Origin of the sequence: Methanolapillus ohkumae (genome assembly GCF_032594355.1) — an archaeon.
Lineage (GTDB): Archaea > Halobacteriota > Methanosarcinia > Methanosarcinales > Methanosarcinaceae > Methanolapillus > Methanolapillus ohkumae.
In genome coordinates this window covers 1,504,496-1,531,471 of sequence record NZ_CP131061.1, presented here as the reverse complement: position 1 = coordinate 1,531,471, position 26,976 = coordinate 1,504,496, and the positions used below count along the sequence as shown (strand labels likewise).

22 protein-coding genes and 1 pseudogene are annotated in these 26,976 nt (G+C 42.3%); 7 read left to right on the top strand and 16 right to left on the bottom strand.

The window, feature by feature from the left end; genetic code table 11:
- Positions 1-110 precede the first annotated feature (110 nt).
- Positions 111-410 (top strand): hypothetical protein, encoded by a 300-nt coding sequence (locus tag MsAm2_RS06675; protein WP_338097479.1) that lies wholly within the window; start codon positions 111-113, stop codon positions 408-410.
- Between the two features lie 150 nt (positions 411-560).
- Positions 561-2,015 (top strand): phosphoglucosamine mutase, encoded by a 1,455-nt coding sequence (glmM, locus tag MsAm2_RS06670; RefSeq protein ID WP_338097478.1) that lies wholly within the window; start codon positions 561-563, stop codon positions 2,013-2,015.
- Positions 2,016-2,349: 334 nt separating this feature from the next.
- Here the strand turns inward: glmM and MsAm2_RS06665 are convergent.
- The 11 genes and pseudogenes from MsAm2_RS06665 to MsAm2_RS06615 form a co-directional block, all read right to left on the bottom strand.
- Positions 2,350-2,818 (bottom strand): annotated as a pseudogene (locus MsAm2_RS06665) (TIGR00288 family NYN domain-containing protein); the annotation flags it as partial.
- A 385-nt stretch (positions 2,819-3,203) separates the two neighbouring features.
- Positions 3,204-3,839, bottom strand: coding sequence for a hypothetical protein (locus MsAm2_RS06660; RefSeq protein WP_338097477.1), 636 nt, complete (start codon positions 3,837-3,839; stop codon positions 3,204-3,206).
- A complete protein-coding gene (locus MsAm2_RS06655; protein ID WP_338097476.1) occupies positions 3,840-4,733 on the bottom strand; it encodes a rhomboid family intramembrane serine protease in 894 nt (297 codons plus the stop codon).
- Positions 4,734-4,851: 118 nt separating this feature from the next.
- On the bottom strand, positions 4,852-5,079 hold the full coding sequence (locus tag MsAm2_RS06650; RefSeq protein ID WP_338097475.1) for a hypothetical protein: 228 nt from the start codon (positions 5,077-5,079) through the stop codon (positions 4,852-4,854).
- A 127-nt stretch (positions 5,080-5,206) separates the two neighbouring features.
- On the bottom strand, positions 5,207-6,532 hold the full coding sequence (locus MsAm2_RS06645) for an aminotransferase class V-fold PLP-dependent enzyme (RefSeq protein ID WP_338097474.1): 1,326 nt from the start codon (positions 6,530-6,532) through the stop codon (positions 5,207-5,209).
- Between the two features lie 141 nt (positions 6,533-6,673).
- Positions 6,674-7,231 (bottom strand): DNA-binding protein, encoded by a 558-nt coding sequence (locus tag MsAm2_RS06640; RefSeq protein ID WP_338097473.1) that lies wholly within the window; start codon positions 7,229-7,231, stop codon positions 6,674-6,676.
- On the bottom strand, positions 7,232-9,121 hold the full coding sequence (locus MsAm2_RS06635) for a hypothetical protein (RefSeq protein WP_338097472.1): 1,890 nt from the start codon (positions 9,119-9,121) through the stop codon (positions 7,232-7,234).
- 309 nt (positions 9,122-9,430) lie between these two features.
- A complete protein-coding gene (locus MsAm2_RS06630; protein WP_338097471.1) occupies positions 9,431-11,335 on the bottom strand; it encodes an ATP-binding protein in 1,905 nt (634 codons plus the stop codon).
- Complete coding sequence (locus MsAm2_RS06625; protein ID WP_338097470.1) at positions 11,325-12,689, bottom strand: DNA double-strand break repair nuclease NurA; 1,365 nt, start codon at positions 12,687-12,689, stop codon at positions 11,325-11,327. The genes MsAm2_RS06630 and MsAm2_RS06625 overlap by 11 nt, the downstream gene beginning before the upstream one ends.
- 174 nt (positions 12,690-12,863) lie before the next feature.
- Entirely contained in the window at positions 12,864-13,274 is a 411-nt protein-coding gene (locus tag MsAm2_RS06620) for a hypothetical protein (RefSeq protein ID WP_338097469.1), read from the bottom strand.
- Positions 13,275-13,335: 61 nt separating this feature from the next.
- Positions 13,336-13,989 (bottom strand): hypothetical protein, encoded by a 654-nt coding sequence (locus tag MsAm2_RS06615; protein WP_338097468.1) that lies wholly within the window; start codon positions 13,987-13,989, stop codon positions 13,336-13,338.
- A 468-nt stretch (positions 13,990-14,457) separates the two neighbouring features.
- On the opposite strand from MsAm2_RS06615, the gene MsAm2_RS06610 reads away from it, so the two are divergent.
- The 4 genes from MsAm2_RS06610 to MsAm2_RS06595 all read left to right on the top strand — a co-directional run bounded on the left by MsAm2_RS06610 (position 14,458) and on the right by MsAm2_RS06595 (position 20,298).
- A complete protein-coding gene (locus MsAm2_RS06610; RefSeq protein ID WP_338097467.1) occupies positions 14,458-15,339 on the top strand; it encodes a polyprenyl synthetase family protein in 882 nt (293 codons plus the stop codon).
- 254 nt (positions 15,340-15,593) lie between these two features.
- Entirely contained in the window at positions 15,594-15,950 is a 357-nt protein-coding gene (locus MsAm2_RS06605) for a prefoldin subunit beta (RefSeq protein ID WP_338097466.1), read from the top strand.
- Between the two features lie 15 nt (positions 15,951-15,965).
- On the top strand, positions 15,966-16,979 hold the full coding sequence (locus MsAm2_RS06600; protein ID WP_338097465.1) for a DHH family phosphoesterase: 1,014 nt from the start codon (positions 15,966-15,968) through the stop codon (positions 16,977-16,979).
- 433 nt (positions 16,980-17,412) lie between these two features.
- Positions 17,413-20,298, top strand: a complete 2,886-nt coding sequence (locus MsAm2_RS06595; RefSeq protein WP_338097464.1) for an immunoglobulin domain-containing protein — start codon at positions 17,413-17,415, stop codon at positions 20,296-20,298.
- Between the two features lie 163 nt (positions 20,299-20,461).
- On the opposite strand, the gene thsA is transcribed toward MsAm2_RS06595, so the two are convergent.
- Both thsA and MsAm2_RS06585 read right to left on the bottom strand, forming a co-directional pair.
- Positions 20,462-22,096, bottom strand: coding sequence for a thermosome subunit alpha (gene thsA / locus MsAm2_RS06590; protein WP_338097463.1), 1,635 nt, complete (start codon positions 22,094-22,096; stop codon positions 20,462-20,464).
- Positions 22,097-22,468: 372 nt separating this feature from the next.
- The gene (locus tag MsAm2_RS06585; protein ID WP_338097462.1) at positions 22,469-23,743 is read right to left on the bottom strand and encodes a hemolysin family protein; all 1,275 of its coding nucleotides are present in this window, start codon (positions 23,741-23,743) and stop codon (positions 22,469-22,471) included.
- A 280-nt stretch (positions 23,744-24,023) separates the two neighbouring features.
- Between MsAm2_RS06585 and MsAm2_RS06580 the strand changes: the two genes are divergently transcribed.
- On the top strand, positions 24,024-24,422 hold the full coding sequence (locus MsAm2_RS06580) for a hypothetical protein (RefSeq protein WP_338097461.1): 399 nt from the start codon (positions 24,024-24,026) through the stop codon (positions 24,420-24,422).
- Between the two features lie 225 nt (positions 24,423-24,647).
- On the opposite strand, the gene MsAm2_RS06575 is transcribed toward MsAm2_RS06580, so the two are convergent.
- The 3 genes from MsAm2_RS06575 to MsAm2_RS06565 are packed head-to-tail and all read right to left on the bottom strand — an operon-like array spanning position 24,648 to position 26,921.
- Positions 24,648-24,902, bottom strand: a complete 255-nt coding sequence (locus MsAm2_RS06575) for a TfoX/Sxy family protein (RefSeq protein ID WP_338097460.1) — start codon at positions 24,900-24,902, stop codon at positions 24,648-24,650.
- Positions 24,903-24,933: 31 nt separating this feature from the next.
- On the bottom strand, positions 24,934-26,196 hold the full coding sequence (locus MsAm2_RS06570; protein ID WP_338097459.1) for a SufB/SufD family protein: 1,263 nt from the start codon (positions 26,194-26,196) through the stop codon (positions 24,934-24,936).
- Positions 26,166-26,921: an ABC transporter ATP-binding protein gene (locus MsAm2_RS06565; RefSeq protein ID WP_338097458.1), complete on the bottom strand. Its 756-nt coding sequence runs from the start codon at positions 26,919-26,921 to the stop codon at positions 26,166-26,168. The genes MsAm2_RS06570 and MsAm2_RS06565 overlap by 31 nt, the downstream gene beginning before the upstream one ends.
- Positions 26,922-26,976 lie beyond the last annotated feature (55 nt).

Genomic DNA, 26,976 nt, shown 5'->3' with positions numbered 1-26,976 from the left:
AACTGTTTAATTGATTGAACAATATGGAAAATATCTATTTATATCTTTTGAATTCTGTTCATTTAATTGAACATTGTAAAATTCATATATATTAAAATCTTGTAAGAATTATGACAATTGATTGGAATGACAATTTTTCGGAATATGAATTACATATTATTTATAAAATCTGCCTTCGTGGGCGAATTTGCAACCGTCATATTGAAGGGGAAAATCTATGTCAAGGAGTGAGATCGGATAAAATCGGTTCTGTGAAAAAAGCACTTAAAGAATTGGAAAGAAAAGAGATTATTCACTCTTATAAAACTCAAAATCGATATGATTATTGTATTCCAAATGAAAATTATAGGTCCGCAATAAATCTTCTGAAACGGTATGCTCCAACATATGAATGGATTAAAAATATTTAATATTGTTATCCATCTCTATTTTTATTCCACTTTTCATCCTTCTTATCTTTGTCTGCAGGACTTTTATATTTCCTTGTTCTTCTTATTATCAAAATAAATATCATTTTTTTCTTTCATTTTATTTCATATTCATGATAAGGATGGATTATTTTGGCACTTTTCGGTACAAATGGCGTTCGCGGGCTTGCAAATAAAGAATTGACTCCGGAGATGGCGCTGAAATTGGCGCGCAGTTTCGGCACATTTTTGGTGAACAAAAATCGTTTTTCCGTCCTGCCAAAAGTCGCCGTCGGGACCGATACACGCATCACGGGAACCATGCTCAAAAACGCCGTCATTTCCGGGCTGCTCTCTTCCGGAATTTCTGTTGTTGATTTGGGAATTGTACCGACCCCATCTCTTCAATATTATGTTAAAAACGAGAGTGTTGACGCAGGTCTTGTGGTAACCGCGTCGCATAATCCGCGGGAATACAATGGCATCAAACTGATTGCCGGCGACGGAACCGAGTTTTCGCGCGAAGACGAGGAGGCCGTTGAAGATATTTATTTTTCTGAAAAATTTGAGTGGTCGGACTGGTCAAAAACCGGGGAATTTCACGTGGATTCCAATGCCAACGATGCCTACATTCATGGAATTCTTTCCTTGACCGATCAACAAACCGTTTCCGGCCGCAAGTTTCGTGTTGTCGTTGACACGGGTTCCGGTGCGGGTTCGCTCACTCTTCCTGTTTTACTTCAAAAGCTCGGCTGCCAGGTTTTGACCATCGGTGCCCAGCCGGACGGAACTTTTCCTTGGAGAAACCCGGAGCCTCTTCCTGAATATTTGGGGGAAATGTCGGTTCTGATTCGGATGTTTGGCGGCGACCTCGGGGTGGCGCAAGACGGAGATGCCGACCGCGCGGTTTTTATGGATGAGCGCGGCGAATTCATCGACGAAGAAATCATGCTGGCCACAATCGGAAAATTTGTCCTCCAAAAAGAAAAAGAGAGTCTCAAAGCCGGGGAAAAACTCGGCCCCGTTGTCACAACCGTCAGCACGTCCGGCCGTCTGACCGATGTCGCAAAAGAAGCCGGTGCCGATATCTTTTATACCAAAATCGGATCGATTGACGTCGGCCGAAAAATGACGGAAACCTGTGCGGTTTACGGCGGCGAAGGAAACGGCGGCATGATTTTTCCGAAACATCAGGTTTGCCGGGACGGTGCCATGGCCATTGCTTTTGTATTGGAAGCGATGGCAAAAAACAATTTAAAAGCATCTGATTTTAAGAAAATGGTTCCCGAATACCACAATGCGAAATCCAAAATAAAAACGCCCGGAGTCGACCCGAAAATTGTGATGAAAAAACTCACAAAAGACGTAATGTCCCCGCAAAAGAAAAAGGAAATCGGATATGTCGACGCGGAAACCATCGACGGCGTCAAACTCCGGTTCAAAAACGGCTGGCTTCTCATCCGTCCCTCCGGAACTGAGCCCATGATTCGGGTGGCAACCGAATCCAAAACAAAAGAAGAAGCGGAAAGTTTCATAAAACTCGGGGAAAAACTCGTGGCGGAAAAATTTAATGAAATAAATTCGTTCGGCAATGAAAAACAAAAATAACAAAATACAAAAATAATAAAATAACAAAATAACAAAAATAATAAAATAACAAAAAAAGAAAAAGAGAGTCTCAAAGCCGGGGAAAAACTCGGGAAATCAATTTTTTAATTTTTGATTTCTCATTTTTTGACTTCATCATCCGTCGCCGTTGGCGTAATTTTGTTGTCTTTGCTTTTGATCACTTCAAATCGTTTGTCCGGTTTTGCTTTTTCATTGGAAATTTCCGCTTTTTCTTTTCCGGTGATTTCCACATCTTCATGTGTTTCTTCTTCGGCGACGCCCAAATAACGTGGCTCATCTTCTTCTTCTTCCTCATACATCATTTGGGCGTCTTTGAGCAAAATCACGTAATCGGCAGAATTTTTAAGCGCAATTGAAAAGCCGGGCTGGATTCCAAAAATAATCGTCTCTTTGCCTTTTTCGTTGGCTTTATTGAGAAGCGGCTTAAAATCCGCATCTCTGGTGACAATCGCAATCGTATCGATGTTTTCATTGTAGACCAGTTCCATGCCTTCGACCGCCAAACGCACATCCACATCCGTCGAACAAATGATCGGTTCCAAACCATGATTTTCAATCGCTTCAATTAATTTATCGGATGCGTATTGGTTGATGAAAACTTTCCCGATTTTCACATTTCCGTATTCTTTTAAAACGTTTTTAATTTCATATAAATCGACATTGAATTCCTTGCGGATAACGTTGGGGCCATCCACCAAAAGACCGATTCGTCTCCTTTCGACCTCTTTTTTGGAAGACAAATATTTTGTAATGGACCCGAGTCCGGTTTTTGTTGTCTTCATAATTTTTCAAGACCTTTTTCCATTCATGAATGTGATAAATGCAATCGTTATAAACTAAAATTAATAAAAAATAAAATTAAAAACACAAAATGAATACAAATAAATTAACAGACATGTAAAAATACATATTATAAACAATTCACAACAAACAATTCACAACAAACAATTCACAACAAACAATTCACAACAAACAAACCAATGAACCGCAAACAAAATGACACTCATTAAAACCTTGCAACCGCAAGCAATATGATATAAATCTTCTTAATAATATATATTTTCTCTGAATCGTTGAATTTCATTTTTTCTTTTTCATTTCAATGAATCAGATATGTGTATGAAGCTCCCCGAATTATTAATAATTTTCGAAATTTTTCAGGTTTATTTAAACGATATCCGACAGATGGTATTTTCGGATGGGCTCTTCCGATTTGGATGGTTTTTGTTTCAAATAAAATTGATTTTTTTGGCGGCGGCCGCTTTTTTCTCGGTAAAACCAAATCTCTCCGCCGTACGTGGAAAACAAATCGTATGTCATTTCAAATTGATTGAATTCTTCATCGGTGAGTTCAATTATCTTTTTGCCGGTTCCGTCATACACTTCCAACAGAACAATTTCTCGGACACGCTTCAAGGCAGGCGTTTTTGGCTCTTTGTCAAAATAAAGCGTATAGCGAAGACCTGGGAGCCAGCACGCATACATCTTTTTAAAATCCAAAACATGAATCAAAATTTTCTCATCCGGAGACGGTTTTAAATATCCGTGACCGATGACCGGCGATGAAGAAGAGCCGGACAAATCGGAAAAATCAGTTGAATTGAAATCCACCAGATTGGAATCCATTGAATTTGAATCCGCCGGATTTGAATTTGCTGAATTGGAGTCCGTCGGATTGGAATTTTCTGAATTGGAGTCCGCCGGATCGGAATTTTCTGAATTGGAGTCCGCCGGATTGGAATTTGCTGAATCATTTTCAGATTCATTTTCCTGTTCATCCGCCCTCCAATCTCTATTTGCCACTTAAAACTCCTGAGGCTGTTTTCCTCTCAATTTTTTCCGGTAATGGTAGCCGATGAGCAGGCCGACAAAAAGACCGCTCAGGTGAGCGACGTGTGCAATCGAGTCGCCCGAATTCATTAATAAGAAGTCCATCAGCGCATACAGAACAATCAAATACTTGATCTTTGCCGGAATGAAATAAATGTAAACTTGCAAGTTTGGGTTAATTATGGCAATCGCCGCCAAAATTCCCATAATTGCGCCGCTTGCGCCGACCAAACCGATGCCGGACCCGGCTTCAAAATATGTAAATCCAATCGCTGCGACAATTCCGGAAAAGATGTAGGTGGCAACAAATGGTCCTTTGCCAATGATTTTTTCCAAATATGTCCCAAAAAAGAACAGCGTAATCATGTTGAACAAAATGTGCGTAATATTGTACGGGCTGTGCAAAAACATGTGGGTGATTAATGTCCAGGGATATCGGGCAATGTAGGCAAAATCGGCCCGCAGCATCAGAATATTGTACAGAATGTAGAAAATTTCGACATGAAATATAAAGCCCAAAAACGCAACAATTTGCATCAAGACGCAAATCAGAATAATCACATAAGTTGGGCTTGAAAAAATTGTTTTCCAAAGGCTTTCGCTTCTTTTAGACGCATAGCCATATTTTTTTTCAAAATTGTCCCGGTCATAATAATCGGCCTTGGGCGGATTTGTTCCTTTAGAGGCACCCGTTCCGTACGTTTTGACGTAAATACGGGAATTTCCGGCTCCGACATTCACGCCTCTTGGGTCTTGAAAACAAACATGATTGTTTCGAGAAATATGGTCGTCACAATAGTTTTTTCCGCAGACGCCGCAGACCGGCTGCGCTGATTCTTCCTTACCACAAACATGGCATTTTGTCATTGTTTTTCCCGCTTTATTTTTTAAATAATATGTTTTTTAAATGCAAGTCTAATTTTAAAGGTAAGTCCAATTCAATGTCAATTTTAGTTTTTCATTCATTTTTTAATTTAAGGTTTTTTCAATCGGTTTCTATTTTAAAAAAAACGCCGGTTCCCATCAAAGATAGATGGATTTTGTCCCCGAACCTTAAAACATCTTCAATGGACGCGTTTTTATTCCATTCGTAAACATAATCGTACGGACCTTGAACCGGCTTAAATCCCAAAGACATGAGTCGGCTGTTGACTTCGGACGGATTGGAACATTCGCTGCCGCTGTTGTACCAAATCAAAAGATATGTTTTCATTGCAATCAATCCCTCAAAAATTCAATTCAATTTAACTCATTCGCTATTTATTTTCATAATTATTTGTTGTTTATTTTCATAATTATTTGTTGTTTATTTTCATAATCTCTTTTTATTTTCCGTTTATTTACATTTCATTGGAGCATGCACCGCCGCAACATCCCGTTTCTTTTTTATCGGCTTGTTTTTTTTCATCTTTCTTTTTCGCGTCTTTTTGCCTTTTGCTTTGAGCTTTTGCGATTTTTGAAACAGCATCAATGAGTATGTCCACTTCTTTTTTTGTGTTGTAAAGCGCAAACGATGCCCGAACGGAACCATCCGGAATTCCCAAAAAGTCCTGAAGCGGTGTTGCGCAGTGGCATCCGCTGCGCACACAAATATCCATATTACTCAAATGGCCGGCAACATCAATCGGTGCCATATTTTTGATATTAAATGCGACAAGCCCTGACCGGTCCTCGGGACCATAGACCTCCACGCCTTTTATTTCCAAAAGGCGCTTGGCGGCGTTTTGCGCCAATTTCTTTTCATGCTTCTCAATATCGTCCAAATTAAATTGGCTCAAATATTTGACAGCGGCACCAAGACCGATGACACCGGGAAGGTTTGGAGTTCCCGCTTCCAATAGTTCCGGCGGAAGTTTGCTGTCATATTTCCCATCTCGGCTGGCATGGCAGGTCGTTCCGCCGCCGAGGTTGGCCGGCGCAATGGAACTTTTGTCTTTTAAATACAAAACCCCTGTTCCTTGCGGACCCAAAAGACCTTTGTGGCCGGCGGTCGCGAAATAATCGCAATCCAATTTTTTAAGATTTATTTTCATGTGGCCGGCCGACTGCGCACCATCAATCAGAATCGGAATATTGTGGTCGTGTGCGATTTTTGTGATTTCCTCCACATCTTGAATGGAGCCAAGAACATTGGAAATGTGGGTGATGGCAACCATCTTGGTATTTTCGGTGATGTTTTTTTGAATATCTTCCGGACGGATGCGCCCTTTGGAATCAATATCGACGACATCGACAACAATTCCCTTTGTTTTGATCAGGCGCAGCCAAGGAACAAAATTAGAATGGTGTTCGGCAATGCTTGTAATCACATGGTCGCCTTTTTTAAAATCAAAGCCGTTGGCAACCATATTAATGCTGTCTGTCGTGTTTTTCGTAAAAATAATGTTTTTTTGATGGATTTCATCCGGTTTCTTCATGGCGTCCTCCATGGTTTTGACCGGCAAACCAAAGAATTCGGCAACGTTTTCCCGGGATTTTTCGTAAGCTTCCGTTGCTCGAAAACCAAGTTTGTGCGCGCTTCGCCCGTAATTGGCGGTATATTCATAATAGAAATCACACATGGCTAAAACGGCGGGCTTGGGCGTTTGTGTAGTAGCTCCGTTGTCCAGGTAAGTTGTTTTTTCAAGGACAGGGAAATCTTTTCGGATTTTTTTAACGTTGTACATGAGTAAAGAAAAGAAGGGGAAAAATAAAAACTTTTGGATTTTTATATTTCCGGGCTGATTTTCTCAAAATTCAAAGAATTTTTCAATATTTTCAATCATTTCCGCTAAAACGGAAATGATTGAAAAACCCAATTCTTTGAATTACCGGATGGTTTCAAGCGCGTTTGCCGTCATTTGCCGGTATCCGAAAAAATCGGGAAGGTAATGCTTCAACACATCGGCTGATTTTGCCGTGTCATTTTCCAAATCCATTATGCGCTCATGGGTTTTTTGAGCGGTTTCAAAGACCCAGATGTCTCGGTCCTTTTGGTCGATTTTTTGGATGTATTCCGGGCGGACGGATACTAAAATATTTCCGTCGTCCGCTTTAAAGGCGCTCACCTTTCCGACAACGGTTACAAATGCCGGTGTTTCCATCTCTGATAAAATCCGCATGGCTTCGGCCTGGTATTGCCCGGCGTAAACCATGAACGTTCCGGTCGGGTCGGAAATTCTTGCCCGGTAGTATTCGGAATCGGTTCCGATATTTTCATTTTCAGTCAACGTTCCCGCAATTAAAACGCGGTTGATACGCGCGCCCGTCGGGGTTAAAACATATTGCGGAGCATATTGGTCGCCTTCCTCCCGGTAAAAAACACAGGAGTCGCGCAATTCTTTGGCAAACAAACGGACGGCAATTTCTCTGAAATATCCGGGCATTTAAATCACTTCCTTTTCAAGTTCAAACACACTTTCAAATTCTAATCTCTGGTCAGACAACGGGCCGAAATCCGGATTGTATTTTGAATCATCGACATCGTTTTCCTCCAAGCAGGAATAATCCGCGGGTTTTTCAAAAACCGCATCTTTTTCAGGTTTTACGCTGTTTTGTTTTTGAGCCGTATTTGTATTCTCATTTGAATTTCCGCTTGTGTTTTCGGATTCGTTTTCAAATGCATTTCCGCTTGTGTTTTCGGATTCGTTTTCAAATGCATTTTCGCTTGTGTTTCCGAGTTTGTTTCCGAAAAGTTCGTATTCCAGCTGTTCCAGTTCAATTTTACTTTTGAGTTCGGACACGGCCGCAAGACTGACAGGGTTCGCCGGAACAATGGTCTCAACGATGACATAGCGGTCTGTTTTTGCGCCAAAAACCGTGTAATATTTTCCCAAGAACTCCTTTTTAATCCGATCGCTGACGGATTCCGGATCTAAAGTTTCGGTGGTGAGCAAAACCGCCTCTTCCAATGTCATATTCAGAATTTTTTCCGTCAATTCGCGGTTGAGAATCGCTTCTTGGGCCACTTTCCCGTCGTCAAAAACCGCTTTGATTCTCAAGTCATGTTTTCCTTTTACTTTTCCGTGGTCACCGCAACTGCCTTTGGACAAAACCTTGCTGCATTCCGGACATCTTTTCACGAGGCCGGAACCGGATTGAATATCGACAGCACAGCCGGTCATCTCAAAGGATGCGGATTTGACTTCAATTTCCATATCCACTCTTTCCACCCGGCTGGACCGGTTGAGTTCAATTGCGTATTTTCCATTCCATTCCTTCACGATGACATTGGAAAACAAATATGTTTTTTCCGCTTCCACCGGAATACATTCCGCCGTTTTCCACATCGTAAACCGAATGGTCCCCGTTTCATCCCCTAAAATTCCGGCAGTGATGATGCTTTCATGGGTTTTTTCAAAAACCTGGACAACTTTGGCATACACATCCGTCCAAAGTCCGTCTTTGGTCAACTCCGAAATCTTTCGAACATCATTGTGTTTTTCACCTCTTGTTCCGGATGTGCCGGATTCGGACGGCAAGACTTTCATTTCTTTGTCCGACAACTCAAACGTTGTTGCCCGGTTCATTTCGATTTGAACTTTTTGATTCCAATTTTTGATGAGTGTATTTTTAAAAGTGTAAGTTTGATTGAGTTCAAGAACCGGAAGGTCCGTATTGTTCCAAAGAGTAAACTTAACGACGCCGGTCTCATCTCCTAAAAGGCCGGCTTGCGCAATGCTTTCGTGTGAATTTTCCCACAGCTGAATGACTTTTCCGTCAAACGATGCCCAAGACGCCGTGTCCGTGCCGCCGTTTGTGCCTGCACTTGCAGATCCGACGCCGGCAGAACCCGCGGAGCCGACAGAACCGACGGAAGGGTTTTGATCATCCGGCTTTTGTCCGATTTCCAATATTTCCGAAATTTTCATGTTTTTGGCGCCCCGTCCGGCAAAAACACCATTTTTCGGCAGATTATATTTTTTTATGAGCGCGTTGGTCACCGTCCGTTCCGCTTCAGCCGGCGGCACTTTGTATACCGTGATCCATTCAAAAAGCCTCGCGTAAACATCTTCCTCCGTCAAATCGATGTTTTTTTCCAAGAACGATTTTTGAATTTTTTCGGCGCTTTCCAAAATCCGGTCTGTGTCCTCCGAATTCTGACCTTGTTTTGGGCTTTGGGGCACTTGAATTTCAGCGGAGTTTGGTACAACTTCGTATTTTTCAAGCGTTTCAGCAACAAAAAAATTGTTGATATTGTCTTTCTTTTTACTTTTTTCAATTGCGGTTGCATCTTTTGCATTTATCGAATCTTTTCTATTCGTCATATTCATCATGTCCGTAGACCTCCAATTTTATTTTTGGGTGGGAGGGAGGCAAATATTCCTTTAGACAGTCCAAATATAAACAAAAAATCCAAGCGGTGTGAAAGTATTGCCGCTATCGTTTTTCAATGAAAAATAAAAAAGTAACATACAAAATCTAAATAAAAACTTCAAAAACAAACCGCGGTTTTGATGAATACATTAAAAATTCGCTGCCATAACGCGTGCGGCGACTTGCCTTCAAAAACAAAACAAAAAAAGAGGAAACAGAAAAAAACCGGTCATAAAAAACCGGTTTTACAGAGGCATAAAACCGGATTTTTATTGATGTTTTACAACACAATTGGACAAGCCGGTGATTTCAACAATGTCGCCGTTGTCCGGGCTGTGAATAATCATTTGTCCTTTCTTCAAATACGGGACACGTTTTTCATATTCTGGCGGAAGCTTCACGGATGAAATCGCGGAATCATTGTTGAGATTGAGAACAATTTTCGTGTTCACTTGCTTGAGGATTTCGGTTTCGATATCCTGCGGGTCTTGTGTGATTAAAAACAAACCCAATCCCTCTTTTCGTCCTTGTTTGGCCGCTTCCGAAAACTTGTGAATGATTTTTCCGGATTGCGTCGACGACGCTCTTGAAAGATAGCGGTGGGCCTCATCCAAAACAAGAATAATCGGCGTATTTTTGATTATTTCGTTTCCGGACGTGCTGAGCTTGTTGTCCACAATCACCGACATCATGGACAGAACAATCAAATCCCGAATGCGGGAGGATTGAATGTATTCGGTCGGGAAGACGGATACTTGTCCGGGTTTGAACATGGTGTCAAAAAGTTCGGTCATCGGCTTTGCGTCCTTGTCAAAAATCCGCTCATAGGATTTGTTAAGCACTTTTCGAACAATTCCGCCGTAAGTGGCTTCATGAATTTTTCCGGTCTCTTCGGTATAATAGTTTTTGTTCAAATCGTCTTCCAAAAACGATTTAAAACCAAGATATGTCGGGGTTTCTTTTTTGAAATCGGCTCGTTTGAAATAATCGTCTATCAAAACTTCGTATCCGATTTTTTGGTTTTCCGGCATTTCTGCCGCTTCCAAAATCCATGGATTGTGCCGGACAAAAGAAAACGGAATCGTAAAATCAACTTGTTGCGCCTTGGATTTTCCGGCGTAACGCTCGCCGTCCACTTTGGCGGTCAATGTTTTCGTATTGGAAATTCCGCCAAACGCCACACTTTCCGATTCAAACAAAAAATTTTCGTCATCGGACAACCGATTGTCTTCATAAAGCTGAGAATATTCATCTTGCGGGTCCATGATGACGAGGCAGGGATTTTTTTGGAGCCGCAGATCGCTTCGCTGCCTGTAACAGCTGTTTTTTGCGATGAATTGCCGGAGAATATTTTTGGTCAAAAATGTTTTTCCGGTTCCGGTGCTGCCGCAAACAAGTAAGTGCCGGAAAATAAGCGGGTCTCCCATGGAATAATCATTTCGAAGGTAATATGCAACGGTTGCCGGAATAGAATCGGTTTTGACCAATTCGCCGCCGACACTTAAATGTCCCAAAAAAATACCGGCTTTTGGAATGTTAAGTCCCGTCTGCACCATGTTTTTGTCGGTCACCGGCAAAATCGGGGTATTGGGTTTTGGGATGCGGTCCGCCATCCGACGCTGTAATTCATGACCGTGTTTTTCATACAAAATGCAAATTGGGTCAATCATCGCCAAAAGCTTGTAATCTTCTTCGTTGATTTCCCGCCGGTTTTCTTTGTGCAGCATGCGCCGGGAATGAATTTCGGTGGCGTCGTCGGTTGAAAATTCCTGACGGTATTGAAGTTTGGAAATTCTCCCAAACAGTTTTTCATCTTTGTACGGGACAATCACATAAGAACCGAGACGGATTTGTTCCCGCATGGACGCGGAAATGTATCCGATAATTTTGGCATGCGTTTCATCGATTTCAAGCGGTTCGACGCCGGTTGTGACAATACCGAATGCTTTTTGAATGACCGCTCCGGACTTTTCAGCTGCGGAGATCTTATTTTTTTGTTTGGAGGGATCTTCCCATTCCAAAAACGGCAAATCGTTTCTATTATCCTCACCGTTCTTGTTGTTTCCATCTTTTCCGCCGGATTCTTCTGTTTTTTCCTGTTTCAGCGCGTTTAATTTTTCCTTGATGTCGTCAAAATCCTTTTGGCCTTTTTGTTCAAATTTATCAAAACTCATCTAAATCCCCCCACCGGACGTTGTTGTATGTTCTGTCCACGGTCTCTTGTGCAAATAAATTCTTTATTTCTTTTTTTTCGTCCATGCCGATTTTTGCGACCGTATCGGCTTTTTGAAGCGTGAATGGAATAATTCCGCCCGATAATTCATAAAGCATTTTTCGGGTAATTTTTGCCCGCATTTCCTCATTTTTAATGAGCCCGTAAGGGCTTTCAATTTTAAACAAAAGACCGTCTGATTCAAACGGGACATAAATCATGAAAAAGGAGAGTGTGTAATCTTCCGGTTCAAATTGATGAGAAAGCGTTTCCCGAATCAACGGGGATCCGGTTTTGATTTCTTTTTCATAGAATTGGTTGGGCTGCAAAAACCAATTGGTGTATGTCAAATATTTTTTTTGCGGGTCCGGTTTTGGTGATGTTCCGGGAGCGCCGGACATGCCAATTTTGCCAGATACGCCGGCCGCACTTTCTTTTTTGCCGTCCGGATTTTTTAAAAACGCTTTGAATAATTGCGAGTCGGTTGCCCACGGCAAATCTGAAAACCCGTGTTCCGATTTTATTTTTTCACGCAGCGCATTTATGACTTGCGTCTCCGCCGGATTTTTGACAAAACCGATGACCGGGATTTCATGTTCCATATGAAAATCCATGATGTTGATGTAATTTTGAAGAACTTTTTGCGCGGACGGGTCGTGCCGGATGAGAATGTCGTCGGAGTCTGTTCCCATCCAATACATCAACTGCTTCGGATAAATCGGTCCGTCCATCATGAAAAAGATGTTTTTGTCCCGCTCTTCTTCTTTTTTTAATTCCTCTTGGAACCACAAAATGTGTTCCGATTCCGACGCATAAATTGCCATGTCATGAACCATTCTGGCCATCCGCATTTTGAGGAGGGAGGAATCAATTTGAATCATTTTGCTGCGGCCATATCCGTCGTCAAAATATTTCCAGTCCGTGCTGCTTTGAAAAGACGCGCTTCTTCCCGGCGTAAATCCGGCGCAGACAATGGTTCGCATCCGCTGAATGTCTAAGTCGGTGGGTGTCGCCGCAATCGCGCAGTGGCAAATGTCTAAAAAAAGTCCGCTCTCAAACGGAATCGGATTGGTGCTGCCGCTGTCGGAAGAATAGGTGATTGAAAAATCGTCCTCAAGCAAGCTTATTTTGGAAATATCCACTTTGGAGCGAAACAGCGGGCCGGCGGATTTGAGCAAAGTTTTCCCGCCGCTTTTGAGTTCCGACAAGTTTTTGAAAATTTCAAGATGATCCGTGGTCTCTCTTTTCGTGAAAGAATAATCAATCCCCACAGCGATTTCTTCGATTTCTTTCATGTGGACAGGCTCAAGAGTCATACACAGTCAAAAGAACATGTTTTTATTTAAATCTGCTGAACGCGCGGTGAAACTGATTTTTGAAAAAAGAACCGAATTTAAAAAAACAAGAATATGAATACAAAAAACTAAAAAACAAGAAACAAAATAAAAAAATGAATACAGGAAACTAAAAAATAAGAAAAACTCTTTTTTTCAGGAAGAGCTTTTTGGTTTTTTGATTTTGTTGACAATTTTATCGATATAAAGGGCAATAAATACAAACAAAATCACCAATACAAAACTGGTTAAAATATTTGCCCAAATCCAGATGGATATGCCGAATATTTCCGTTTGAATCCAATAGATATTTTTCCGTCCATAATACCAGATCACCATATAAACAAATATAAGAGCAAAGGAAAGGAAGAGCGCAATTCTCCAGTTTTGAGGTTTTTCTTTTATAACAAAAAGCCCGAAGAAAATAGCGGCAAGAGTTGCAATATAACTTAAAAATATTGCCCAATCTTTGGGCAGAATCGACGCATAAATCCCAAGGCTTATGATGAACACAAGTAAAATGCAAAACAGACTTAAAGCAAGGTAGGTTTTTCTTTTGTTTTTCATTTTTCGGTCCCCTCCAAAAATTGAAACGATTGATTGAAAAACAATCAATCGTCAAAGTCCATTAATCATTAAAGAAATAATTAATAGTTCCAATTGTAATGAAAGCGCTTGCATCAGGAAGTCCGCTGGCCATAAATGCAAGGGCAACATAAGGAATGTTTATATCTAAACTATCATCTGAATTTTTAGCTACTGTATAATATAATTCAATACATCCTGCAAGAATGACAAGAAGAGGACCAATTACTTGTCCGGCTACAGGAGCAGCTAATGCGATTGCACCTCCGGCTATAGTTAAAATGGCAACGCTTCCCGAGGCAGCTAATTCAGCATCATCTGGTGAAAAGTAAACATGAATTCCACCCGTAATGGAGTTTCCATATGTTTCTGCATAACTTCCATTTCCAAAACCGGAATAAGCCAATATAGAAATATTATTTGCATCAGAATTTACATTAGACATGGCATCAAAAAATCCATTTGATTCCATTTCTTCTTCAGTTGCCGTTGCAAAATAGACTCGGTTTGGATTTTCCATGTCCCGCCATGCAATGCCGTACATGAAATATCCGTCTTCTGTATTAAACCGGATAATTTTTTCATGGGAAGTTTCTATTAATATTTCGGAATTGTTTCTTAAATATTCAAGTTCTTGTTCTAAAGCTTCATTTCTTGCGTTATCAGCTTGTGCATTTACAGCAGGAATAAAAACCATGCTGAAAGTTAATAGTGCTAACCAAAAGTGCTGTGTTTTTAATTAATTTTCGTTTCATCATTTTTCACCTATTTTTACCTGTTTTTTATGCAACATTCAAATTTAGTACATATTTTAAGAGATGAAAGACTTCATCAGCGAATGATGCATACAATTTATTATTAAGTCTATAATATATATATTTTTTCATTTATATTTTTTTAAAAATAAATGAAAAAACATTGATTCTGAAAAAATGATAAAAATACAAATTCAATCATCAGATTTATTTATCAGGGAACACAAAAAGCAGTATCTCGAAAAGAATGTTCTTTTGTCAGGAAATTAGAATTATTTTGACCCAGTTATTATTCAAAACAAATATATAATTCAATGATGAATAAAATCTATCTTTTTACTTTGAAAAAGTAAAACAAACAACTGTTTTGATGTTGGTTGCTTATGCTTTATGTTTATTGAAGGGTTAGTATGAAAATTGAAGAATGGGATGAATACAAGCATTTTATTAATGCCATCACGGAGTCGCTCGCAAGCATATCTTCTTCGCCGGCGCTCACGAAAGTGACCGGATACATTTTTAACACCGGCGGAAAAAAACTTCGCCCGCTTGTTATTATGCTGTCCTGCGGCGCGGCCGGCGGGGACTTTAAATCCACCACAAACGCGTGCCTTGCTGTCGAAGCGATTCACACGGCATCTCTTGCGCATGACGATATTTTGGATGCCGGAACCATGCGGCGCAACCAACCCACCATTCATGAAAAATACGGACTGACCGCGGCGATTTTGTGCGGCGACTTTTTGATCGCGAAGTCCATCGAATGGATTTCTATCTACAATCCGCAAGTGGTTTTTGATTTCGGGCACTCGGGCGTCTTACTCTCCGAAGGCGAAATCATTGACGCGAGCATTAAGCGCGGGGAAATGAAAGCGGAAGAATATTTGGAATGCATTTACAAAAAAACCGCCGCCCTTTTTGAAATCAGCGCCAAAATCGGATCCCGAATTGCGCATTCGAATGACGAAGACGCGATCGAAGCGTTTGGAACGTACGGTTATGAATTCGGAATGGCGTACCAAATTGTCGACGACCTTTTGGAAGATTTCGGGCTTTACAAAGACAAGGAGTCGGGGGTTTTGTCGGACAGTCTCTTTTCGATTCACCTCCGGACGATGCCGTTTGCCGAGGCCGCCAAAAAGACAATCCTGGAAGCGGAAGCCTACTTAAACCGTGCGAAAGAAGCGATTGCCGGTGTTTCGGAATCACCGTCCAAAGAAAAAATGTTTGCGTTGGCCGATTATGTGAACAGCCTGATGGATAAAATCAGAAACGCGCCGGAACTTGCATAAAAAAATGTATCTCGCTTCCTTTTCGTTTTTCATTTTTTCATATTTTGTTTTTGTTATGGTTTGTGCCGCGCCGCCGCGTGCGTTACGGCAACAAATTTTATTTTTTTTGAAAAAACCAAACGGTAATTTCTAATTTTTAATTTTTTAACGCAGCTATCATTATATTTGTTTTTTTAAAAACACCTTTCTTTTTTTTGAGTAGAAACAATTAAAATCTTTCAGTTCCCTTATGTTTTTTCAGGTGAAACCTAACTATGAGTTCAGAAATATCTCCTCAGGTGCAAAACCAAGTTGCACAAATTCAACAAGTTCAACAGCAGGCTCAAACGCTTGCGATGCAAAAGTCCCAAACCGATGTCATGATTAAAGAAACGGAAATGGCGATGGAAGAACTGAATAAAGCGGCGGATGATGCTGTTGTTTACAAGTCCGTCGGCGAATTAATGGTTCGGACGGACAAAAAATCACTTTTGGATTCCTTAACCGAGAAAAAAGAAACGCTTTCTTTGCGCGTTCAATCCATCGAACGCCAGGAAGAACGTCTCAATTCCCGGTTTAAGCAACTTCAAGAGCAGCTCCAAAGTATGATTGAACCCGATGGCTCTAACTAAACAGCCGTGACATCTATGAGGGTTACAGACACTGAATTTTTGGGTCGCCTTTTAGATTATCGAAACATTCTTTACGTTTGTCACAGAAACGCGGATCCGGACGCGATTGGAAGCGCTTTTACGTTGGCGGAAGCAATCGGCGGAACGATTGGTATTGTGGATGAATGCAACCGGGTCGCAAGCAACTTAATTGACAAGCTGGACATTCCGGTTGTTCTTTGCCCCGACCCGAAAGACTACGACATTACCGTTGTCTTGGATACGTCCACCCGTGGTCAACTCAACGACATGAAGCTGGACAAGTATTGCCTCATTGACCACCACGCGACCATTGCGCTTTTGGAAGACGCCAAGTTTTTCATTCACGAAGAATCGACGTCCAACGTCGAAATCATCTTTCGGATGTTAAACCGGGCGGGCTTACCGATTTCTGAAAAGATGGGACTTGCGATGATTACCGGAATCATTACGGATACCGGTCATTTAAAACACGCGAATTCCGGTACTTTTCAGACGTTGTCCGAAATCATGATCCAGAGCAATGTGGATTATTATGACGCGTTGGAATTGATGGCGGCAACGCCGCAAGATATTTCCATCCGGATTGCCATGCTCAAAGCGGCCATGCGGTGCAAGTTGGAGCGTGTGGATGAGCGTTTGATTGCGACCACATATGTCAGTTCTTACGGCGGCGCCGCCGCGTCCATGCTCACCAATATCGGAGCGGATGTGGCTTTTGTCGGCTCGACGAAGGACAACAAAAGTGTGCGTGTCAGCGGGCGTGCCAAGCGGGACATGATTGCGACCGGCGTGAATCTTGGAAAAATCATGGAAGAAATCGGCGACAAGTATAATGGAACCGGCGGCGGCCACAGCGGCGCGGCCGGAATTGATGCCGAATGTTCCTTGGAAGAAATCATGACTTACTGTACGGATTGTGTCAAAAAGGTAATCGAAAGGATGGCGGGAAACAAATGTGAATGCCAAGTCATTTCCATGAATGATCCCGACGAGATCGAAGAATCATAAAAAAAACGGAAAAAAACAAAATAAACAAAATAAACAAAAATAAACAAAAATAACAAAATAAACAAAATAACTGAAATAAACAAAATAACTGAATAAATAAATAAACAACTTGCAAAACAGTAAATCAGATTTTTCAATTCAGGCAACTGAGATTGAAATTTTTTTTTTTATTTTTCATGTATCGCATTTATTTTTTTTTATTTTTCTTCTTTTTTAAAAATTCACAAGACCAAATCAATTTTTATTAAAAAACAATTATATATCTTCTGTTTAATTAAATCAATAAAGTTTATAATAATTCATGATTGATATATAATGTTTATCGGTTGCTACATTAAAATCATTTGATCCGAAATAAAAAACATAATCAGGTAAAAGTTTTATAAAATCCAATCATAAATAAAAACCAAAAAATCAAAATCGGGAATCTGAAATGAATCGGAATAAAGAAAAATCATCAAATCTATTTTTTATTATCCTTATCGCCTTGGCGATTTTTTTCGTATTTGTCCCAAGCGTGGCGTTCGCAGCAGAAGCACAGGCAAATAACGCAACTGAGGCAAATAACATATTATCTGGATGGGATACATCCAGCCAACCCAATGGTCATACTTTAAGTTTGACAAGCACGGGCTGGGGCTGCGGAACAATCACTATTCCTGTCAATATTACCAATTTAAAAATTGTCGGTGACGGCGTGAATTTGGCAAATACGAATATTGAAGCAGCGACGCGAACAGCACCGTTAAATTTAACAATCCAAAATTTAAACATCACTGCGCCTTCCGGAAAACATGGAATTGACATCGACGGTGCCGAAGGCACAACTCTTTTTGTGGAAGGCAACAACGAAATTAATGCCACTTTCAGTTTAACCGGAATCCATGTCGGTACCGATCAATTTTTGACAATTACCGCCAATGAATCTGTAAAAGATTCCAACCATTTGAAAGTTTACGGCGGTCCGGGAAGTGCCGGAATCGGCGGAAAAGCCGGAGAATCTGCCGGTACAATAATTATTGCGGGTTTTGTAAAAATTGAAGCAATAGGCGGCGACAGCGTTGGCGAAGGCAACGGCGGTGGCAGCGGCATTGGCGGTGGCGGTGGCAGCGGCATTGGCGGCGGTAGTATTACAGAAATGATAGTATCGGGTTCAGCACAGATTACAGCAACGGGTGGTAACGGTAGTGGCAGCACCGTCTTCGGCGGCGGCGGCGGCAGCGGCATCGGCGGCGGCGGCGGCGGCGGCGGTAACAGTGGTGGCAGTATTACAGAAATGACAGTATCGAATTCAGCACAGATTACAGCAACGGGTGGTGATGGCGGCGTCTTCGGCGGCGGCAGCGGTGGCAGTATTACAGAAATGACAATAAAAGGCGGAACCATAAAAGTCACCTCATCCGGCGGTTACGCAATTGGCGGCGGAAAAGGTGGCGGCGGGTTAACACCCGGAAACGACGGATTTTCAAAGATTATCATTGATGGCGGAAGCATTTACACACCGGGAACGTCCAACAATTTTGCAAATATTCAGGGATATTCTGATATAGAAGCTGATAATAAAATCAACAACAGTGCCGGAAACCCTGTGTTTCAAAAGAAAATCGAAGGGTTGACAGCAAATTCTTTGTATTCCTTGACAAACAATGAAGTAACTGATGTTTCCTTTAAGTCAAAAACGGATGAGAATGGCTTCTTGTATTTGTACCAAGTGGACGGAAAAGGATTTGGAACCGGACTTCCCGACGCAACTGCCTTTGAAGGACAATTTTTTACATGGAACAGCGGAATTTCACCTGCGGACTCTTACCAATGGTATAAGAAAGGACCGAATCCCGGTAATGTATTTATGGTGATTGACGGGAAAACCTCCTCTTCTTTGGAGTTAAATGATGTCAAAACCAACATGAATGGAAATCAATATCAATGCCGTATCACGAAAGGCGGGGAATCTTATTTCATCGGCCCGGCCAAATTGACTGTCCGGCCCGCAACAAAAATTACAACTCAACCTAAAAACCAGATTGTTTTTGACGGACAGGTGGCCACTTTTTCAGTGGAAGCAACCGGAGAATCCGGCGGCACGAATGAATTGGATTATAAGTGGTATAGGGTAGATACGTCCTCTCCTATCTTCTCTGGTGGTTCACAATTTGCATTGACCGGCAATAAATCTACGAACGGGAACTATTATGTAAATGTGATTGATCCGACTTCTGAAAAATGGGATGGGTCTAATACGTTCACATTGACGGTTCTTAAAAACCCTGCGAATACGGTTGCTTTTGTTGGCAAGACAGCAACTTTTTCGATTTCACCTGTGACGGAACCGTCGCCAACCGGTCTCTCTTACCAATGGCAGAAAAACACTTCTGTAAGTTGGGCTAATGTGACAACCGGAATCGGCGGGACAACAAATTCATATACGATTTCTGATGTCACAAGCGGCGATGCCGGAGAATATAGAGTTGTTGTCAAAAAATCGGATGAAGGAATCGTCGCGTCTTCGGAATCTGCTTCGCTGACCGTTGTTTCAAATCCAACAGACACGATTGCTTTTATTGGAGAACAAGCCACTTTTTCTGTGACGGGAACGCTGCCGACCGTTTTCTCTTTCCAATGGCAGAAAAACAATTCGGGAATTTTTGAAGACATTTCCGGCAAAGACGAAGCAACCCTTTCAATGACAACGACAAGCGGCGATGCCGGAGAATATAGAGTTGTTGTAAATTCGGATGAAGGAATCGTCACGTCTTCGGAATCTGCTTCGCTGATGGTTTTTGAAAATCCGATGGATGTCACAGTTAAAGAACAAGTGACGGCAACCTTTGAAACAACGGATGTCAGCGGATTTAATTACAAATGGTTCTATGACGATGGCCGCGGAGTCTTCCAAGAATGGACACCGGATGGAATAAATGCTGTTTTGAGCTTCACGTCAACGCTGGATATGGATGGTTATTTGTTTAAAGTTCAGGTAACCGGTACCGGAATTGGTGTTTCTATTGAATCCGATGCCGCAGCTTTGACGGTTAACGAAATCGGTTCAAGCGGCGGGTTTGGCGGTGAAAACGTGAGAATCACCGGAGGCCGAAATGTTTCAAGCGAACCGCCGCAAATCGGAAGTTCAAACGGCGAACAAAATAATCAAAACGGCGGTCAAACCGGCCAAAACCAAAACAATAATGTTTCCGGCAACGGAAGCGGTTCCGGCCTGGAATCCGGCGGAAACCATTGGATTTGGATAATCGGCGGTATTTTGGTACTTCTCATCATTGGCGGAATTGCTTATTGGTATTTCGTCATGAGAAAGAAATGAATTTGAAAAAAGAAACATCTTTGAAAGATGAAAAAATCGATAAAAAAAGCGGGCGGTAAAACCGCCCGCTTACTTTTTTTGGAGTGAATCTATTTTTTAAAATTCATCTATTTTTATTTTATGTTTTTATTTTGTTTTGATTTTTACGTTCTGATTTTGTTTTTTACATCATTGGGCCGCCCATTCCACCCATTCCGCCCGGCGGCATCGGAGCTGCCCGGGAGGATGCGATGACGTCGTCGATTCGAAGAATCATGATGGTGGCTTCGGTCGCGGCGTTAATCGCTTGCGTCTTAATCCGGAGCGGTTCTAAGACATTGTTTTTGTACATGTCCTCAACCTTTCCTTTGTAAACGTTTAAGCCGGCATTTTTGTTGCCTTTCTCATGCGCGGATTTCATTTCGGCCAGCATATTAATCGGGTCAAGGCCGGCATTTTCGGCAAGGGTTTGCGGAATGATTTCCATGGATTCGGCAAACTTAGAAACCGCCAACTGCTCCCGTCCGGAAAGTGTGGACGCAAATTCCTGGAGCCGGAGGGAAATTTCAATTTCCGGGGAGCCGCCGCCGACAACCACTTTTTGGTCCTCGATGGCAACGCCGACCACGCGAATCGCGTCTTCCATCGCACGGTCGAGCGCGTCAACAACGTGTTCGGTTCCGCCGCGCAGGAAAATGGAAACACTCTTGGTGCCCGGGCACTTGGTAACATAAATCATTTTAGAGCCCGAGGTTTCACGTTCTTCCACAAGGCCGCAGGTTCCAAGGTCGGCTTTTGTGATTTCGTCAATCGTCATGATGACTTTGGCGTTGGTGGCTTCGGACAAGCGATCCATATCGCTTTTCTTGATTCTACGGGCGGCCAAAATGCCGGCTTTCGCAAGGTAATACTGGGCGAGGTCGTCGATTCCTTTTTGGGAAAATACAACATTTGCGCCGGAGTCAATGACTTTTTTAATCATTTCTTTGAGCATGGCTTCTTCTTGTTCGATAAAGCCGAGCATTTGGTCCGGAGATGTAATCTTGATTTCAGATTTGGCTTCCGTCTTTTTGTATTCGATCGCGGCACTGAGAAGCAAAACTTTCGCGTTTTCGATGCGGCTGGGCATGTTCGGGTGAACACGTTCTTTGTCAATGATGACACCGTCAATCAATTCGGAGTCTCCGATGCTTCCGCCGGAGCGCTTTTCGATTTTGATTTTGTCGGTGTCGGCCACCATTTTGCCGCTCGCGTCTTTCTTCACAATCGAGCGGACGGCTTGGACGGTTAAGTCGGATAACTTGTCTTTGTGGGATTCCGCGCCTTTTCCGGTGACGGCGGTCGCGGCGATTTTGGTCAAGGTTTCCACGTCGTCGACGGACACATCAATCGCGATGGATTTGACAATCTCTTGCGCTTTTTCGGCGGCCATCCGGTAGCCGGCGGAGATAATGGTCGGGTGGATTCCTTCGTCCAGAAGGGATTCGGCGTTCGCGAGAAGTTCTCCGGCCAAAACGGCGGCGGTTGTGGTTCCGTCTCCGACTTCGGCATCTTGTGTTTTGGAGATTTCGACAATCATTTTCGCGGCCGGGTGCTCAATGTCCATTTCCCGAAGGATGGCGGCACCGTCGTTGGTAATGATGACATCGCCCATGGAATCGACCAGCATTTTGTCCATGCCTTTGGGGCCGAGGGTTGTGCGGACGGCTTCCGCAACGGCTTTTGCGGCCATAATGTTGTTGTTTTGAGCGTCGGAACCGCGGGTTCTTCTGCTTCCTTCACTTAATATAAAAATCGGTTGTCCTGTTTGTCCAGACAAATGTAAATCCTCCTGATTTTTGAAAGAGTAAAATATTACATAAGAATATTACATAAAAATATTACATAAGATTCATTGTAAGAATCATGAATTGAAAATCAATATCAAGCATTGGTGATGAAGATGATTCAGGATAAATTAATGTTAGAACTTCTATATATAGGTTGCCAGATGCATGTTTATAAAACAAAGAAGGAGAGGCGGAAAACCAATTACGGGAAAACGTTCTTTTTTATGAATAAAACGAAAATAAAAAATTTAGCAATTTAGCAATTGTCTCAAATAATCCGTCCTGCCGGTTTTTCACACGAGAGGACAAAGTTGTTGCTGTAACGCACGTGGTCGCCACCGAGGACTAAAACGAAAAAACCATTAATTTATATTTTCCGTTTCTGCCGAATTTGTTTTTTTAATTTTTAATTTCGTCACCCGCTGGTCGTCGACTTCCAGAATCGTAACTTGAAGGTTTTTGTAATCGAAGCTTTCGCCGACTTCGGGAATCCGTTCAAAGACTTCCAGCGTCCATCCGCCGGCGGTGTTGTAGTCACAATCGAAATTTTTCTCATCCACGTCCAAATGTTCCAAAAGGTCGTAAATGTTGCAATTGCCGCTGACTTCATACGTGCCATCTTCGAGTTTCACGATGTCATTCACGATTTCATCGGTTTCGTCCCAAATTTCGCCGACCAATTCTTCTAAAACATCTTCCATCGTCACAATACCGCTGGTTCCGCCGTAATCGTCCACCACCACCGCAAAATGCGTTTTGGATTGGCTGAACTCATGAAGAAGCGGCTCGATTTTCATGGTTTTGTAGACAAATTTGCAGGGTTTCATCAATTCCCGCAAGCTGGCCGGCCGGGCATTTGCCCATTCTATTAAAACATCCCGGACGTGAACCACGCCGATGATGCTGTCAATGTTGTTTTCGTACACCGGCATTCGCGAGTATCCCTTTTCAACGATTTGTTTCATGATGGCTTCTTGACTGTCATCGACATTGAGCGCCACCACGTCCACGCGGGGGACCATGACTTCTTGAACTTCGGTCGCGTCAAAATCCATCGCGGATTGGATGAGTTCGCTTTCGAGCTCCCCGATGACACCTTCTTCTTCAATGGATTCGATAATGTATTTGAGTTCTTCTTCCGTAACCGTCGGCTGCTTCATCTCATTTTTGCCGGACCGTCCCGCAAAGGATGCCATTTTGGCAAAAACGAAAACAAAGGGCGACAGAAGAATGGAAATGGCTTCCACCGGAACCACGAATTTTACCGCCAGGCTGTCCGCATTGGCTTTGGCAAAGCTCTTGGGCAAAATTTCGCCAAACGTCAAAACGAGCAGCGTCATAACAACCGTCGACACCGCCGCCGCGATTTCTTCGGGAAACAGTTGCCCGAAAATGATGGCTGCAACCGTGGCTGCCGCAATGTTGACCAAATTGTTTCCGATGAGGACGGTGGAAATAAATTTATCGTAGTCGTCGGTGATTTTTAGCACACGTTTCGCTTTGTCATTTCCTTCTTCCGCCATTGTTTTAAAACGGATTTTGTGAATGGAGGAAAAAGAAGTTTCCGCTGACGAAAAAAAGGCGGAAAAAGCCAATAAAACAACAAGCAGCAAATACCAACCGGCGGAAATGTCCACGTCTTTTCACACTCGTTTATTGAAAAACAGAAAAAATTGAAAAATAAAAATGAAATGAAAATTGAAATGTTTGATTATTTTAGTTTTGATTTTTTATTTTGATTATTTTAGTTTTGGTTTTTTGTTTTGATTTTTTATTTTGTTTTTTTAAATACGGTTTTATATGTCTTTTACATATTTACTTTTCTATTTTTCTATTTTCTTTGTATTCTTTTATTTTATTTTCAAAGAGACGAAAAAACTAATAAAAAATGTAAAAAACAAAAATCGGAGAATAAAAATGGCAGGTTTTGACTTAATCACAATGTATATCGTCATCGGCATTTTTGCGTATGTGGCGATTTTGTATTTGACTTACCGCGACCTTCGGATTTTTCGGCGGACCGGTTACTTTTCTTACCGCAAAGGCGCGTTAAAAGGGATTATCGCGTCGACGTTCGTATTAATCGGTATTTTTCTAATTCCGACCGTGAACGATATTTTGGGTCTTGCCCTGATTTTTGTCGGGCTGATGATTAATCAAAAAGGAACGCGGGAAGAAGTTTTCACAAACGCGACCGCTTTTGAAAGATTTATCGGAAAAACAGATATTGTCCGAACGCCCGAAGAAATCAAAGCTGATTATTTAAGGCAGCAGGAAGAATTGGAAAAGGAAAAAAAGAAAAAATATAAGAAATAAATGATTTTCATCATCCATTATTATCCAATCAATATTTTTCAAAAAACAAAAACGAAAAAACGATTCATCAAAAAAATGAACTTGGGGATTCATTTTTAAAAACGGAATGAAAAATGAAAAAGCCGGCAGGAATGCCGGCTTTTTTTATTGATTTTGAAGAATTGTTTTTTGAGAATAATTAAAGTTTGAAATTGTTTTAATTTTTTAATTTTTTAATTTTAAAAATTATAACGTTTTGTAAAATGCTTTTAATTGTTGCCGGATATCGTCCGGCAAAAGCTTGTCCGGGACACCATCAATCGCTCCCTGAATGCCGTAAAGCATATGCAAGCAGGCGTCCGGGTCAGCATGGAGGCGGATGCGAAGGAAAGCCTCCTTTGCACCCGCTCTTTTGAGTTGCTCCGGCGTCTCAATGCCGGCTTGCCGCAGATTTCGTTCCAAAACTTTGCCCACGTTTGGCAAATCCGATAATTCACTCAAAAATTTTTCAGTCCCTGAATTTTTTGGAGAATTAAGAAGCGTTTTCCGTCTTTTTGACAATGTCGGCAATTTCCGCTTTGAGTTCATCCGGAATGCCCTCAATGCCGGCGCTCAAAAATCCGCGCACAATAAGACCGGTCGCCTCGCCTTCTTCCAGGCCCCGGGACATGAGGTATTCCACTTGGTCGCGGGCAATCCGGCCGATTGCCGCCTCGTGCGTCATTTCCACATTCATCGCGTTCGCCTCAAGCGCGGGAATCGCGCGCTGCTTTCCTTTCTCATTCAGAACCAAACCATTACATTCCAAATGACCATAAACTTCCGGCGCGTTTCCGATAATGTCGCCACGCGAAATCATTTCGCCGCCCAGCGTAATCGTCCGGGAAATAATTTCGGTTTTCGTCCGGGGCGCGTCCAAGAAAACACGGCTGCCCATATCCAAAACAGAATTCGGGTGGGCAACGGCAATCGTGTTGAAAAAGGCTTTTGCGCCTTCCCCGACCAAACGGGCGGTCGGATTCGTCTGAATAGAACGAGCCGGCTTTAAACAAACATAATTGTTGACCAATTGCCCATTCTCTTCAATTTGAATTCCCGTGCGCGGACGGACTTCCACTTCCTCCTCCCAATTATGGATCATGCTAAACGTCAGCTTCGCGCCTTTTTGAATGTACATCTCCGTGACACCAATGTGCAGCGCACGCTTGATGTCGTCATGCGTCACACACCCGGTAATCACTTCCAATTCGGCATTTTCCTCAATGATAATAATATTGTGAACCGTCTGCATCGTCTTTTCAGAACCAATCATCAGACAAGATTGAATCGGAAATTGAATTTTTTTGCCGGCCAGCGCCCGGATAAAATAGCCGTCCGAGTCTTCCAAATAACTCTGAGCCGTGTATTTGTCCGCCTCCGGACTCACCAATTTCCAAGAGTATTCCGCCAGCCAGTCGTATTTTTTAAAAGCGTCCTTAAGTGGCATGAGTTCCAAACCATCCACCGCGGTTGAGTGATGGGAAACCGTGTTGTTGTACATCAAAAAGCTGCCGCTTTTGTTTTTGCCGTCCGGCGCAATTCCGGCACTCACCAGCGACTTTTTGACCACGTCATCCAAATCCGTTAATTTATTTACGCGAATGGACTCATCCGGAATTTGAAACGTTTTCATGTCTACAAACGTGCCGTACATGGCCTCTTTGTCCAAAGACTGACGAACGATCACGTCGTCCGTCTTTTCTTTTTTTGTGTTTTTCACACTTTTTACAGATTGATCGGATTTGCCAGTTTGCATCGGATACACTCCTCATACCCTTTTGATTTAATTTCGCTCAACAACCGGTTCGGATTTCCGGAACACATGATGGTTCCATTGCACAAAATGTACGCTTTATCCGCGTCCAAATAATTCAGAATTTCTCCCGTGTGGGTAATAATCAATGCCGAGCTCCGGATTTTTGGGTTGGCGCGGCAATCCCCCTGAGCACACAACATTCTTTGAATGGTCGTTCCCACCTGCGCCATATTCACCGGGTCCACTCCCGATTCCGGCTCGTCCAACAAGTAAAAATCGGGTTTTTGAACCCGGAGTTGGAGAAGTTCCGACCGCTTGATTTCGCCGCCGGAAAAGCCGACGTTGATGTCACGATTCAAAAAGCGGGCCATATCGATGGATTCCGCCATTTTGTCAATATCTATAGATTTCTCCTGCGATTCGATTTCCAGCAGTTCTTTGAGTTTGACGCCGACAATATTTGGCGGACGCTGGGACATTATTCCGATGCCCATTTTGGACCGTTCATTGACCGGCGCGTCCGTGATATCTTTTCCTTTAAAGTAAATTCGGCCGGATGTGACTTTGTAATTGGAAAATCCCATAATCGTTGAAAGAAGCGCGGATTTTCCCGCGCCATTTGGACCAAACAAAATGTTGGTGTCTCCTTTTTCGACGACCAAATTCACATTTTTAAGCAGCGGACGCCCCGCAACATCCACATATAAATCTTCAATTTGAAGCATTTTTTGACTCCTGAGTACTTTTGAACTTGAAATATTAAAGGGATGAGATTGAATT